Genomic DNA, 13,828 nt, shown 5'->3' on the forward strand with positions numbered 1-13,828 from the left:
TCATAATGTGCCTTTTGTAGAAGGCACCCCGCTAATATGTGGATTAACAGCACTTGCTATGCGAAGCGCCCTGCCAAAGCTCTTGAAAATCGACTCAATTATATGGTGGCTGTTTTTACCGTAATCCAACTGAATATGCAACGTAATACCGGCATGCCTAGTAAATGCTAGAAAAAACTCCTCCACCAGTTCGGTATCAAAATCACCCACTTTGTCTTTCAATCCTTCCACACTGTACACGAGGAAGGAACGTCCGCTAATATCGATAGAGACAGTCGACAAGGCTTCGTCCATCGGCGTTGACACAGTGGCATACCGTTCAATGCCTTCTTTTGTACCAATGCACTTTGCAAACGCCTGCCCAAGTACTATGCCGACATCCTCAGCCGAATGGTGCTGGTCGACTTCCAGATCACCATCACATTCCACCTTTAGATCAAAACGGCCATGCTTAGTGAATAATGTGAGCATATGATCGAGAAAACCGACACCCGTTTGAATTTCAGTTCGCCCGGTACCATCCAGGTTGAGTTCCAGCTCCACAGCTGTCTCTGTCGTGTGTCTAGTCAATTGTTCCAATCGCATTTACTGATCCCTCCCGTACTCGTATCGATTGGGCGTGGCCTGTCAATCCCTCGACTTCTGCCAGTCGGATGATGTCCTCCGCCACAGCGCCCAACGCTTTCTCTGTATATTGAATGAGACTTGATTTCTTCACAAAATCATACACACCGAGCGGCGATGAAAAGGCCGCGGTGCCGTTCGTCGGCAATGTATGGTTTGGTCCCGCCATATAATCGCCGAGCGCTTCCGGCGAATACGGACCGATGAAAACCGCTCCAGCATTCCGTATATTGGGAAGCTGCTCCATCGGGTTTTCTACCAACAGCTGTAAATGTTCCGGTGCCAAAGTGTTGACGATTTCCCATGCGGCCGTCAGCGTATCCACGACAATAATCCGCCCTTGGCCCTCGACAGACTTTTTGGCAATTTCCCCTCTCTCCATCTGTCCTAGCAGCTCACTCACTTGCACGGATAACTGTTCGGCAAATGAACGGCTAGTCGTCACACAAACAACTGCTGCCTGTTCATCGTGCTCCGCCTGGGCGAGCAGATCGGAAGCTGCAAAAACCGGATTGGCAGCTTCATCCGCCACGATGCATAATTCGCTCGGCCCGGCTATCATGTCGATCGCGACATCGCCGAACACCCATTTCTTAGCACGGGCGACATAGCTGTTACCTGGTCCAGTAATTTTGGATACCTTCTTTACTGTTTCCGTCCCATAAGCGAATGCGGCGATTGCTTGGGCTCCTCCCACTTTGTATACTTTATCGACTCCGGCTATCTCCGCTGCCGCCAGAACTGCCGGTTCTACTTTGCCATCCTGCCGGGGAGGCGTCGCCATCGCCAGATGCTGGACCCCCGCCAGCTTTGCAGGAATTGCATTCATTAAAACTGTGGATGGATACGCGGCTTTTCCACCCGGTATATAGATTCCGACCCGTTCTATCGGTGTCACCATCTGGCCAAGCAGCACACCGTCCTGCTGTTGGATGAACCAAGAACGTTCTTTTTGCTCGGCGTGAAATGACTCGATCCGCTGTTTTGCCTTTTCTAAACTGGTATACACTTCTTGAGGGATAAGAGCCCTCGCCTCCTTGAATTCCTCCGATGACACGACCAACTCTTGAATCTCAGCTCCATCGAACTTTTTCGTCATCTCACGGAGCGCATCATCCCCTCTGCGCCTTACATCTTGGATGATTCCGAGTACCGCCTCGTCTATTGAGCTGTCCAAGTTCAATGCCTGCCGCTGTTCGCGCTCCGCCCAAAACTGTTGTTCCTCAATAATTCTCATGATTGTAATCTCACCTCGGCATTCATAGAATCGATAAATTGCCGTATGCTAGCTGTTTTAATGGCATAACTCGCTTTATTCACAATCAGCCGGGCACTAATGTCGGCGATTTCCTCCAAGATGACCAGCCCATTCTCCTTGAGCGTCGTGCCGGTTTCCACAATATCGACAATGACATCTGCCAAGCCAATCAAGGGGGCCAATTCAATTGATCCATTCAGTTTAATGATGTCTGTACGAAAACCCTTTTGATCAAAATAGGCTTTCGCCACATTCGGGTACTTGGTTGCCACTGTCATAGCGGAGCTGTTTCGCAACACGGTCTGCGGAAATCCCGCGACTGTGATTTTACATTTACCTATTCCTAAATCCGCCAATTCATAGACATTCGGAGCGTCCTCCATGATAATGTCTTTGCCGACGATTCCAATATCGGCAGCACCTTTCTCCACATATGTCGGCACGTCCACCGCCTTCACTTGCAGCAGCCTAATCGTCTCCGTATCATCGGTAAATACAAGTTTTCTGCTGTTTTCTGGATGGACGGAAAACCGAATGCCCATGCGAGACAGAATCTCGAGTGCGCGATTGGTCGTTCTGCCTTTCGCCATGGCGATTGTCAATGTTTCCATTCGTTTCATGCCTCCTTTTCAAAGAACATTCCGACATCAGTCACTGTAAGAAATTGATAGCTCTCCTCTTGTGTGAGAACCGTTTTTTCTTCTCTTTTCAATAGAACCGTATAGGCTTTCAAATCATTGAAAGCTTCGTTTTGTAGCTGGCTCATCACGACTTGATATTGTTCTTCCCTCAATTGTTCAGCAAGAAGGATTGCCTCCTCGAGCTCAGTATTGCTGTAATAAATACAGACACTTTGACTTGCCGGAATTTCTGTCATCCTGCCATCAAGTGCATCGACAATCGGCTCTATCTCAATCGCAAAACCCATTCCAGGGAGATCAGCTTCAAATGTATCCCCAAGCTTGTCATAGCGCCCTCCCATCACAACCGGCCTCCCAAGTCCTTCTACATAGCCTTGGAAAATGATGCCCGAATAGTAATCCATGTTGTTCAGCAAGCCGAAATCGATAATGATTTCCTCTTTGCAGCCATAAATCTCAAGCAGGCGGCAAACCTCCTGGATATACTCCAAGATCCCATCCATTGAGGAGTCCAATCGGATGCCAGCCATTTTGGCAGCGACAACTTCCGGTTTTCCATATACTTGCGTAATTGTTTCGACTGCCGCAGCCAACTGTCCATCAATCTTCGCTTCACGAAGCAACCCTTGCAGCTCTGCCACATTTTTTGACACGATCAGCTGACTCAGCTGGATGTTCTGGCGCGTATCCATCCCCATCTGCTGAATTAGGCTGTCGAGCAAGGCGGGATACCCTATTTCGATTTTGATTTCACCAAGCTCAAGATCCTTCAATGTCCGGACAGCTAATGCAATGGTCTCCGCATCCGCCTCAGGTGATCGGCAACCAAAGAATTCGATGCCTGCTTGCGTATGCTCGATGGGACTCAAATCGGTACCTGTTTGGCGAAACACTTCTTGTATGTAATAATAACGCCGCTCGCTTGTCAGCCGTCCGTACACATGAGACAATTCCTTAGTAATCGGTATCGTCACGTCCGGGCGCAAAACTAGTACATCACCAGTCGGATCGATCACTTTGATCATTTCACGCCGCGGAATAGAGCTGTCAATTTCGGAATAAAGATCATATGCTTCAAACGCAGGGGTTCGGACTTTGGAATACCCGTAAGTTTCAAACCGACGGGATACCTTCCCCACTACGTGTTCGTACACTTTCGAGCGCTCAAGAAAATTCATGCCGTTTCACAACCTTTTCTTTCTTTATCGCTTTACCACATTAAAGTTATAACGTACTATAAAACTATATGTATCATTTGTCAACTGATAGGAGGAAATTTTTAAAAATGTTTGATTATCATATGCACAGTTCATTTTCAGGAGATTGCAATATTGATATGGAGGAGATGGTTAAAGGAGCGATTCGGCAAGGCTTGACTGAAATCTGTTTCACCGATCATGTCGACTATGATTATCCCGACGATTCAATCGTCTTTGATTTTGATAAGAAGTTGTACGCCAGCCGAATCCAACAGCTGCGAGAAAAATACGAAGGTCAAATTCGCATTAAAAAAGGGGTGGAGATCGGTGTCCAGCCTCACATTTTGCAACAATGCGGGGAGATGGTGAAGGAAGAAGGTTTTGATTTCGTCATTTGTTCATTACATACTGTGGCAAGAAAAGGATTGCACTATGGGGAGTTATTCGAAGGCCGTTCAGTGGATGAAGCGTCCGCCATTTATTATGAAGAGCTGCTGCATTGCGTGAAGCATTTCGATTCGTACTCCCTTTTAGGACATATCGATCTCATCAAGCGATATGCGAAAGAAAAGGCTTCCTCTGACTTCCATGATGTGCTGCGTCAAATTTTCGAAGTGATTATTCCTGCGGGAAAAGGAATTGAACTGAATACGTCTGGCGTCCGCTATGGGCTCGACTGCGGATTGCCAAGCGAAGATGTTTTGAAATTATATAAGCAATGCGGGGGCGAAATCATCACATTAGGTTCGGATGCCCATAAACCTGAAGATATTGCATTTCAATTCAAAGAGTCCGCTGATTTGCTGCGATCGATTGGGTTCCGCTATTTGACAACGTTTGAACAGATGAAACCGCAGTTTCATTCGATTGATCAATTGTAAGTAAGACGGCCGACAACAGGAAGCGGGAGAGGCATTGTGATCGCCTCTCCCGCTAAACTGTTTCATTTACCCATAATCATCGTTTTAATTAGTGCAAGTCGTTCCCGAATATTTTGCTTCGCTTGAACAGAAACTGGTGTTTTTGCGATGACTACATCAGTTTGGAGACCGAGGTCCTTAGCAAGTTTTTTCGCTCTGGCTAAGTGGAAGTCACTTGAAATAATCGTCAATTCATCTACCGTCTCAGGGAGAAGCCGTTTCGTAAACAGCAGATTCTCGTATGTCGAAGTGGATTGATCCTCTATGATCAGACGCTTTTCATCTACCCCATGTTGTGTAAGATGACGGCGCATTGCTTCTGCTTCACTAATCCCTTCATCGGGACCTTGTCCTCCTGAAAGGATGAGGATCACATCTGGATGGGCTTCCGCATATTCTAAAGCTTTCTCTAAGCGATATTTCAATGATAAGGAAGGTGTTTCGCCGTTCACTTTCGCGCCAAGTATGACAGCATATTGCTTGGAGCCGTCAGCTACCGGCTTCATGCCGTCCTGAATCCATTTGCCTGTCATAATCCAAATTGCAATCCCGCATAATACAATAAGCCCCACTGCAACCGCCAACTTTTTTCGTTTGTTCAACTCTTCATTCACTCCGTTTCCCCTACGATATGTTCGGATGAATGTGAAGGTCAATACTGTCGTTCCACTTGGATGCCCCTCGCTTGCAATAATTCAAAATAAAACGGATCTTCCCCAATGGATAATACTCGATCACACAACGTCAAGATTTCATCCATGTCATGAGAGGTATACAAAATCGTTTTCCCGTTCTCTTTCGCCAGCTGCTTCAAATAGGAACCGATTTCCGTCTTTGACTTCAAATCGATTCCGACCGTCGGCTCATCTAACAACAACAAAACAGGATCGTGGAGGAGACTAATCGCCAAGTTCAACTTGCGCTTCATTCCCCCAGAGAGAGCATGGACCGGCTCGTTCCATTGGGTCAATTGAAGGTCGAGGCAAAGCTGCCGGCATTCTTCAGGCGATCGTCTCTTCCAAGAGAGCCGTTCAAAGAATCTCATATTCTCCTCTACTGTATACTCATCCCAAACAGAAATCTCCTGCGGGACGTATCCGATCCTTTTTCGTATATTCTTCATGTCATCCTCATATCGGTTGCCATTTAAACGAAGTTCACCGGAAGAAGGTTCCATTGCTGTGGCAATTATTTGAAGAAGAGTGGATTTGCCAGCCCCGTTTTCTCCTACCAGGCCGACGATTTCCCCTTCCTTTATTTGAAACGACACATCTTGCAAGACCTGCTTTCGTTTGTAGCTTTTTTGCACGTTATTCAATTCAAGCAATCCGTTTCCCTCCTCTCCATATCCAGCCACCGAGTACTATGGCTAACGGAAACAACCATACGAACGGCATTGAATTGGTCATAAGTGAACGTACCGGGCTGACCATCTCGACCCACGGCCATTTGCCGGCAAGCCGTTCGATCGGGATAATGCCCCCTCCTGCAATCGTCAACATGATACTGACCGCCATCCCCGTTACGTAGTACATGATTTGCCTTGCAAACACAATGGCAAGCAAAAAGGCGAAAAGATTCAAAGTCACTCTGAATACCAGCAAGGAAAAGACAAACCGCCCGGTCACATTTGTCTCAAGCAATTGTGCAAAGACAAGCAGCGCAAGACCATCTGCGACAAGTGTCAGCATGGTATATACCGCGAGCAAACGGACTGAATAAGATTGGAAGCTAGTGGCGGAATATAACCATCTCGCTTTGAGTGACGGTCTGTTTTCTTTAATCATCCAATCAAATACGAAAAAGGCACTGATGATGGCAAACAGAGCCCAAATCCCCCAAACATTTAGAATTGGCACTGGTTGCTGTTTTGCCACTGTACCTTTTTCAAACGTAAAACTTGTATGCAATAGGCTCTCGGTTCGTTGTCTCTCGATACTCTCCTCAATAATTCTGTTATAATCCCATTCATGATCCATTTCGAATTCATGAAAGATCTGCTGGATCACATAGGCTGCCTTCGCCCTCGATATATCTTGCTGAGCCAGCGACAAAACCGTCTCAGACACACTTGGATAAGCAAAGGATCGATTTGACAAATAGGCCTCAATCAGCCGATTCCTTTGGTTCGAATGGATACGTTCGCCGTACCCTTCCTTAATGACAAATACACTGTCCAGCTCATGCTGTTTCAAGCGAAAGAGCGCTTCGTCCAAATTCATATTTTGTACGGATATCAATTCCATCTTTTCAATGCTTGCCGCCAATTCTATTGCTAAAACGGAATCATCCTCAACAATTAAGGCAATAGGAACCTTTGCATTCTGCTGAAACTCCCCGAGTCCTTTAACAATTACAACGGTTAAAATGATCGGCAAAAGCAGCCAAATCATGACGCTTTTCCACTCTTTGCGTAAACGAAGTAAAGTCATGCCACCCGCCGCCTTTCTTTCCATGTAAGCGATAGAAACAAAATGAGCAGAAATGCAAATGCCTGGAAAGCTGCGACTGTATAGTTGGCATAATTTCGGCCTTCCAGCACAAGCTCCATCACCCATTTCAAATCACTGTAAGAAAATATATACGGAAATAAAGACTGCAGTGATTGTGGGAAATAAAGGACCGGTACAAGGGCACCGCTTAAAAATACGGCTGCGGCAGCAATAGTGCATTGCAAAAACAGCGTCGTTTTCCCGGATCGGAACCAGACGCCAATTACAGCAAAACAACTGGCTAACGTGAGTCCATACAAGCCAATGAATAAGAATACACGCACATAATCTATTATGTAAAAATCGACAGCGGCAAATTGGATAAGGGCGATAAATAGAACAATCGCAAATGCCGTCGAACAAAGAATAGAAACAAGAAGTCTGGATAAAATACGTTGCCTTCCTGTCACGCCTAAAAGTTTCAGCCGGATTGTCATGGACGGCCGCTCTTCACTTTGCAAGACATTGAAAACGCCCAATATCCATACCGTCAAGGCTATGAACCATCCCGACACCATGTAATAATTCTTTGGTGATGATGTGGCAGCATTCATGATCAACTCTTCATCGACAAGCTTATCTTTACCTAATGTAAAAAGCGTAAAATCCATGAACTGGCTGAACATCATTTCTAAACGGTCTTCACGTGACATCGGCGTCTCTTTGGCAAATTCGTTGATGGTCAATATGTTCGCCTGGGCAGACGCGATATAACGAGCCAAGCTATCAATCAGTTCTTTAGTCAAGTAACTGTCAACTGGACGGGAAGGATTACCAACGATCGACAAGGTAACCGCCTCTCCATCGTATAGGTTTTCAGTAAACTTGGGGGGCAATGAAAAGTACGTACTGATTTTGTCTTCCTTTATTAGCTGCTCGGCTTCTTCCATAGATGCACTTGTCATTTGCAAAAACGAATTGCCGCTTGCCGTCTCCACAAGTAATTTACTGATCAGCTTGGATTCCTTCGTTTGATCCTCATCGACTATCGCAACGCGGATCGGATCCTTTTCATCTGGGATTAGAATACCTGCAACCAAAAGAAGCACAAGCGCTATGAGGAATAAAGGGAATAGAAAAAGAAGAAGAAGGGTTCCCCACTTCTTCTTCAGCTGTTTTGCATCTTCTTTCATAAAAAAGATGGTATTGCGAATCGCATGCAATTCATTCACTTCCATTCAGACGGAGTGGAATTTATTAAAGACCGTCAAACTCGTTCTGCAAGTCTTCCATCAAATCTTCTAGCCATCTCATAAAATCTTCCTGCAAATCTTCTTCTATGAACGTATCAAGCTCATCCATTGTCATATCGCCAAGATTGACAACATTTTTATTCGGATCTGGCATATCCACTTTCTTCACGATTTTTCCTTCTTGCTTCACATGAAGATTGATCGTATTGCTTCCAAGCGATTCTTCTTCGAAGGAGAATTCATGATTCGCTTTCATTGAATCTTTCTCGTGAGTTGCGTCACCACTCCAAATAACCGTAGGAGTGGAGTAGCCATCGTTTATACTGAACGTTCTTGTAAAAGTACGTTTCTTCCCTTTCAGCTCTTCATTTCCTTCATAAAGAACTTCTCCATCATCAAAACTTAAGGAAATCTCGTCTTTGGCTTTTCCATCTTTCCATTTCAAATCTCCCTTGAATACGAGAACTCCTTCATCTTCGTATTCGTCAATACCAGTAATTTCATAATTCCATTTCTGCCCGTCTTGTTTCAATAACTGTTCGCCTTTTACTTTGATCGTGACTACTTCCTCTTTAGATGGGCCGACGGTCATTAGAAAATCACGTTTTACGATACTTCGTTTCTGATGCCATACAGTCGATTTTAGACCGTCAGGCATTACAAATTTGTCCATTGATTTTAGTCCATCATCCAAACTATCTTCAAATTCGCGGATCAATTCAGCCACTTCCGCTCTAGGCACCTCTTCGCCAAGAGATGAAAGGGTCAGTTGCTCCTTCAATAATGCTTTTAACTTCTCATCATTGCGGGCTTTTTCAAATAGCTTCGTCAACAAATCCTTCACTTGCGCTTCAGACAAATTCATTTCAACTTTTTCCACTTTCATCTTGTCGCCGAAGACACTAACTTCCTCTTTTTCACTTGTAAATGCTTCATCCGGCAATTCCTTATAGAGGAATTGTAAATATTCTTTTTCGATATAAGTTCGGAATTCCTCTGTAAATCCATAACGCTCTTCAAATAATTGAGATAAGCCCAGCTTTTCATCACCAGTGAAGGAATCATCTGTTTCCTTCATCATCTTACCGTAATCCTTGTCGTCAAAGCGAAGTACCTTCTCTGTAAAAGGAAGCGCAAGCAAGATCCGTTCCGGCGTCAAATACATTTGGCCGATTTCTACATCGACACTGCCCAGCGATCCACTCATGTTCATTTCCCACTCTTTTTTCACAGGGTCTTTCACTTGCCCAAGTTGCAGAGTCGTGCTGTTTACGATGGACTGAATTTCTTGCATGTCATAACCGGCAGCCGGGTCATTCCACTCTGCTGAAACATCCCAAGTCGTTTCAACCGGTTTCTTATTTTGCACTTCCAGCCAATCCACTTCATTTTTGTACCGGTCTTGAATTAATTGACTCATCTGGGTCAATGTTTGCGTTTCAGCCAATAAATATTTTGCCTTTGGCGATTTATTCAACAGAAAGAAAGCTGAAACACTCCCTGCAGCTGCAACAAATAATACAGTCAATAAAATAATGAGCAGCTTCGGTGATTTTTTCTTTCCTCCTGTGTTTTGCTGTTGTTGTTCTACCATGGTCTCTCCCCTATCTATCATTGGTTAAATTTCACACATCATTGAAATTCTACTATAAAGCTATGACGAATGTTCCCTTTTTAAAAGAATTGAATATTTCCAACTAGTTACTAGTTATTAGTCACTAGGGAATCGTAATCAAAAAGCATTTTTTATTTTCATCATCTCCCCTGTCTGAAAAGAAACGATGGCAGAACAAGAAACGATGGCAGAACAAGAAAATCGGCAGAAAAGTGACACCCACCGTAATGGGCATCGCTTTTCTGCCGACTAATAATATAGAGGGAATATTTATTTTTTCATCACTCACGCAATCAATTTCAGAATCGACTTTTATTCACATTATACAAAAGTCCTATAACCGTTCAGCTTTTCACCTTTTGTTTTTGATTGACGGTACTATGCACTTCTGTTGGTAAGCCCCATAGTTGAATAAAACCAACCGCCGCAGACTGATCGAATTGATCATCAGAAGTATAAGTCGCAAGCTTTTCATCGTACAGAGAATTCGCGGATTTACGGCCTTCCACAATGGCATGGCCCTTGAATAATTTTACGCGCACCGTACCGTTTACGTATTGCTGTGTTTCTTTAATGAAGGCTTCCAGTGCATCACGTAGAGGAGAGAACCAAAGTCCGTTATAGATAAGTTCACTTAACTTTTGTGAGACGATTGGTTTAAAGTGGGCGACATCTTTGACTAATGTGATGTCTTCCAGTTCCTTATGAGCCTTGAGCAAGGTCACAGCCCCTGGGCACTCATACACTTCACGGGATTTGATTCCCACTAAACGGTTTTCCACATGGTCAATCCGACCGACCCCATGTTTTCCGGCCAATTCATTTAATTGTAAGATGAGCTCGCTAAGCGGATAATTCTTTCCGTTCAGACTGACTGGCACGCCTTTTGCAAATTCAATTTCTAAGTAATCCGGCTCATCCGGCGCGTTTTCAATCGATGCCGTCAAACCAAATGCATCTTCTGGCGGAGCAGCCCAAGGATCTTCCAAAATACCGCATTCATTGCTGCGTCCCCATAAGTTCTGATCGATCGAATACGGGCTGTCGAGATTGATTGGAATCGGGATATTCTTTTCTTTTGCATACTCGATTTCCTCTTCACGGGACCAGCTCCATTCCCGAACTGGCGCAATGACTTCCAATGAAGGATCCAAAGCCTTAATGGCGACCTCGAAACGTACTTGGTCGTTTCCTTTTCCTGTGCATCCATGAGCGACTGCTGTTGCATTCTCCTTATGCGCCACCTCTACAAGCTTTTTCGAGATAAGAGGACGAGACAAAGCAGAAACGAGTGGATACTTATCTTCGTAGTACGTCCGTGCCTGCAGCGCGAGCAATGCGTATTCATTCGCAAACTCTTCCTTTGCATCAATTACATAGCTGTTGACCGCGCCGACCTGCAACGCTTTCTGCTGGATGAAATTCAAGTCCTTCCCTTCCCCAACATCCAAGCAGCATGCTACCACCTCGTAACCTTGATCAGTCAGCCATTGAACCGCCACTGAAGTATCTAACCCACCCGAATACGCAAGCACCACTTTTTTCTTTGTCATAATGACGTCCTCCTTTATTCATAGATGTATTTTTATTCAACTAAATGTATTTTTATAATAACATACTTTATTCGAAATGCAAGTATTGTATTTTGAAAGTAATGAAAGTACATTTTTGAATGGGTTTTGAGTTTCAAAGGATATAAAGATAAGTGGAAGCACAAGCGGCTGGAAGCAACTTTATAGGACTGCTGATGAGAATAGTGTTGGCGGAAAGAGAGTAATAGGCATTCTCGACTGAAAATTTGAACGGCTTAGGGAACCGATACAAGCGGTTCGAAAGCTTATATGAGTAGTTGCTGACCTGATACGAGCGGTTTGAGAAATATACGAGCGGTTCGACAGCTTATACGAGTGGTTCGGCAGCAAATACGAGCGGTGCTGGCAATGGGCATGTTCGACTGGAGAATTGAATGACTTAGGGAACCGATACGATCGGTTCGAAAGCTTATATGAGTGGTTGCTGAACTGATACGAGCGGTTCGGTTCATGCTAGTACTCGGCAATTACTCTTGCGCACTCACCCGTTTATCCACGCACTACAAAATAACATCGAGTATGTGCACTCGGCAGCCACTTTCGTGTACTCATTGACATTTTTGAGCAGTCGACCATAAATTCCGGGCACTTTTCAAAAATATCATCATCAACAAAAAAGAAGGAGAAACGAAAACTCGTTTTCTCCTCCTGTTCACTCTATAAACCTTTGGACGGCCATATTACCTGATGCCGTGCGCAACCATGGCGTTGGCCACTTTCAAGAAGCCGGCGATATTGGCTCCCATGGCGAAGTTGCCGGGGTGGCCGTAGTTTTCTGCCGCTTTTTTGCAACTCTCAAATATATTGTGCATGACGACTTTTAGTCGTTCATCCACTTCGGCTTCTGTCCAGGAGAGCCTCATGCTGTTTTGAGACATTTCCATTGCCGAAACGGCCACCCCTCCTGCGTTCGCGGCTTTTGCCGGGGCAAATAAGACGCGGTTTTCATGGAATAAGTTGATCGCTTCGATGGTGCATGGCATGTTGGCACCTTCCCCGATGGCAATGACACCGTTTCCAATAAGCGTATGGGCAGAAATTTCGTCAATTTCATTTTGGGTGGCGCATGGCAATGCTATGTCACAAGCGACTGACCAGATGTCCGAGCAGTCTGGATGGTATTCCGCGTTCGGGTGATCTTTCATGTAGTCTGCGATCCTTTTATTTTCCACTTCTTTCAAGCGCTTTACTGTGGCAAGGTTTATCCCTTCCGAATCGACTATATACCCATCAGAATCACTACAGGCGATGACTTTGGCGCCTAGCTGCTGCGCCTTTTCCATCGCATAAGTGGAAACATTCCCTGAACCGGATACTATGACCGTCTTGCCCTCGATGGACTGGCCATATTCATTCAGCATCTCTTCGACAAAGTAGACGGTCCCATATCCGGTCGCTTCTTTTCGTCCTAAGCTTCCGCCATGATTCGGGTCTTTGCCGGTCAGGACGCCTGCTTCGTAGCCGCCCTTTAGTCGATTGTACTGGCCGAACATGTAACCGATCTCTCGTTTTCCGACTCCGATATCGCCTGCGGGCACGTCGATGTCCGGGCCGATATGTTTGCTTAATTCTGTCATGAAACTTTGTGTAAAGCGCATGATTTCACGGTCCGATTTCCCTTTCGGATCAAAATCAGAGCCGCCTTTCCCGGCACCGATCGGCTGGCCCGTCAGTGCATTTTTAAAAATTTGTTCGAAAGCGAGGAATTTCATAATGCTGCTGTTGACTGAAGGATGGAAGCGGATGCCGCCCTTATAAGGGCCGAGGTCGCTATTGAATTGGACACGGAAACCGCGGTTCACTTGCACTTTCCCTTTGTCATCCTCCCATGCTACCCGGAAAGAGATGATGCGCTCCGGCTCGGTAATCCGTTCCAATATGCCATTGGCAATGTATTCCGGATGTTTGGCAAAGACGGGCCGCAGTGAATCAAAAATTTCTCTTGTTGCCTGCAGAAATTCCTTTTCATCCGGATTCCTTTTTTTCACTAATTCATATACTTCATGCACATAATCATTCGCCCGGTTCCGGTTCTCTGTCAATACCTCTAATTTTGTCATATGCCTCATCCCTTTCTGCATCGGTGCCGAAGAAATGAATTATCCAAACAACAAAATTGATATTTCGAAATTATTTCTCCGTTTTTAACTATTATTACTGAAAATTTCAACAGACACAACTATTTTTATTCTAGAAAATTTATTTCTAATAATATCTCGAACAAAATATAGCAGACATAATTGATTCAGCAATGGAATAAAATAATGATTTACAAGGTTCTGAAGATAGAGTAT

General features: G+C 44.9%; 12 protein-coding genes. 1 reads left to right on the forward strand and 11 read right to left on the reverse strand.

Features of this window, described 5'->3' with window-relative positions:
• From hisB to NCCP2222_RS03365, 4 genes are read right to left on the reverse strand one after another with little or no spacing between them, the layout of a single operon-like run.
• A complete protein-coding gene (gene hisB, locus NCCP2222_RS03350; protein ID WP_248509592.1) occupies positions 1-585 on the reverse strand; it encodes an imidazoleglycerol-phosphate dehydratase HisB in 585 nt (194 codons plus the stop codon).
• Positions 563-1,861: a histidinol dehydrogenase gene (hisD, locus tag NCCP2222_RS03355; RefSeq protein ID WP_248509593.1), complete on the reverse strand. Its 1,299-nt coding sequence runs from the start codon at positions 1,859-1,861 to the stop codon at positions 563-565. Before hisD ends, hisB begins: the two co-directional genes overlap by 23 nt.
• Positions 1,858-2,493 (reverse strand): ATP phosphoribosyltransferase, encoded by a 636-nt coding sequence (gene hisG, locus NCCP2222_RS03360; protein ID WP_248509594.1) that lies wholly within the window; start codon positions 2,491-2,493, stop codon positions 1,858-1,860. The genes hisD and hisG overlap by 4 nt, the downstream gene beginning before the upstream one ends.
• 5 nt (positions 2,494-2,498) lie before the next feature.
• Positions 2,499-3,701: an ATP phosphoribosyltransferase regulatory subunit gene (locus tag NCCP2222_RS03365; RefSeq protein WP_248509595.1), complete on the reverse strand. Its 1,203-nt coding sequence runs from the start codon at positions 3,699-3,701 to the stop codon at positions 2,499-2,501.
• Positions 3,702-3,808: 107 nt separating this feature from the next.
• Here NCCP2222_RS03365 and NCCP2222_RS03370 point away from each other — a divergent pair, with 107 nt between their 5' ends.
• Complete coding sequence (locus tag NCCP2222_RS03370; protein ID WP_248509597.1) at positions 3,809-4,603, forward strand: histidinol-phosphatase HisJ family protein; 795 nt, start codon at positions 3,809-3,811, stop codon at positions 4,601-4,603.
• Positions 4,604-4,665: 62 nt separating this feature from the next.
• Here NCCP2222_RS03370 and NCCP2222_RS03375 read toward each other — a convergent pair whose 3' ends face one another.
• The 7 genes from NCCP2222_RS03375 to gdhA form a co-directional block, all read right to left on the reverse strand.
• Complete coding sequence (locus NCCP2222_RS03375) at positions 4,666-5,256, reverse strand: YdcF family protein (RefSeq protein ID WP_248509599.1); 591 nt, start codon at positions 5,254-5,256, stop codon at positions 4,666-4,668.
• 38 nt (positions 5,257-5,294) lie between these two features.
• The gene (locus NCCP2222_RS03380) at positions 5,295-5,969 is read right to left on the reverse strand and encodes an ABC transporter ATP-binding protein (protein WP_248509601.1); all 675 of its coding nucleotides are present in this window, start codon (positions 5,967-5,969) and stop codon (positions 5,295-5,297) included.
• Complete coding sequence (locus tag NCCP2222_RS03385; RefSeq protein ID WP_248509603.1) at positions 5,962-7,074, reverse strand: ABC transporter permease; 1,113 nt, start codon at positions 7,072-7,074, stop codon at positions 5,962-5,964. Before NCCP2222_RS03385 ends, NCCP2222_RS03380 begins: the two co-directional genes overlap by 8 nt.
• Positions 7,071-8,297, reverse strand: a complete 1,227-nt coding sequence (locus NCCP2222_RS03390) for an ABC transporter permease (RefSeq protein WP_248509604.1) — start codon at positions 8,295-8,297, stop codon at positions 7,071-7,073. Before NCCP2222_RS03390 ends, NCCP2222_RS03385 begins: the two co-directional genes overlap by 4 nt.
• 34 nt (positions 8,298-8,331) lie before the next feature.
• Positions 8,332-9,921, reverse strand: coding sequence for a flagellar basal body-associated FliL family protein (locus NCCP2222_RS03395; protein WP_248509605.1), 1,590 nt, complete (start codon positions 9,919-9,921; stop codon positions 8,332-8,334).
• A 365-nt stretch (positions 9,922-10,286) separates the two neighbouring features.
• Positions 10,287-11,498, reverse strand: a complete 1,212-nt coding sequence (locus tag NCCP2222_RS03400; protein ID WP_282570650.1) for an argininosuccinate synthase — start codon at positions 11,496-11,498, stop codon at positions 10,287-10,289.
• A 716-nt stretch (positions 11,499-12,214) separates the two neighbouring features.
• Positions 12,215-13,594 (reverse strand): NADP-specific glutamate dehydrogenase, encoded by a 1,380-nt coding sequence (gdhA, locus tag NCCP2222_RS03405; protein WP_248509608.1) that lies wholly within the window; start codon positions 13,592-13,594, stop codon positions 12,215-12,217.
• Between the last annotated feature and the right edge of the window lie 234 nt (positions 13,595-13,828).

Origin of the sequence: Sporosarcina sp. NCCP-2222 (assembly GCF_023168145.1) — a bacterium.
Taxonomy (GTDB): Bacteria; Bacillota; Bacilli; order Bacillales_A; family Planococcaceae; genus Sporosarcina.

Excerpts from the sequence above, each read along its gene's own strand:
- hisB (WP_248509592.1), bottom strand. The coding sequence starts at position 585 with ATGCGATTGGAACAATTGACTAGACACACGACAGAGACAGCTGTGGAG.
- hisD (WP_248509593.1), bottom strand. The coding sequence starts at position 1,861 with ATGAGAATTATTGAGGAACAACAGTTTTGGGCGGAGCGCGAACAGCGG.
- hisG (WP_248509594.1), bottom strand. The coding sequence starts at position 2,493 with ATGGAAACATTGACAATCGCCATGGCGAAAGGCAGAACGACCAATCGC.
- NCCP2222_RS03365 (WP_248509595.1), bottom strand. The coding sequence starts at position 3,701 with ATGAATTTTCTTGAGCGCTCGAAAGTGTACGAACACGTAGTGGGGAAG.
- NCCP2222_RS03370 (WP_248509597.1), top strand. The coding sequence starts at position 3,809 with ATGTTTGATTATCATATGCACAGTTCATTTTCAGGAGATTGCAATATT.
- NCCP2222_RS03385 (WP_248509603.1), bottom strand. The coding sequence starts at position 7,074 with ATGACTTTACTTCGTTTACGCAAAGAGTGGAAAAGCGTCATGATTTGG.
- NCCP2222_RS03395 (WP_248509605.1), bottom strand. The coding sequence starts at position 9,921 with ATGGTAGAACAACAACAGCAAAACACAGGAGGAAAGAAAAAATCACCG.
- gdhA (WP_248509608.1), bottom strand. The coding sequence starts at position 13,594 with ATGACAAAATTAGAGGTATTGACAGAGAACCGGAACCGGGCGAATGAT.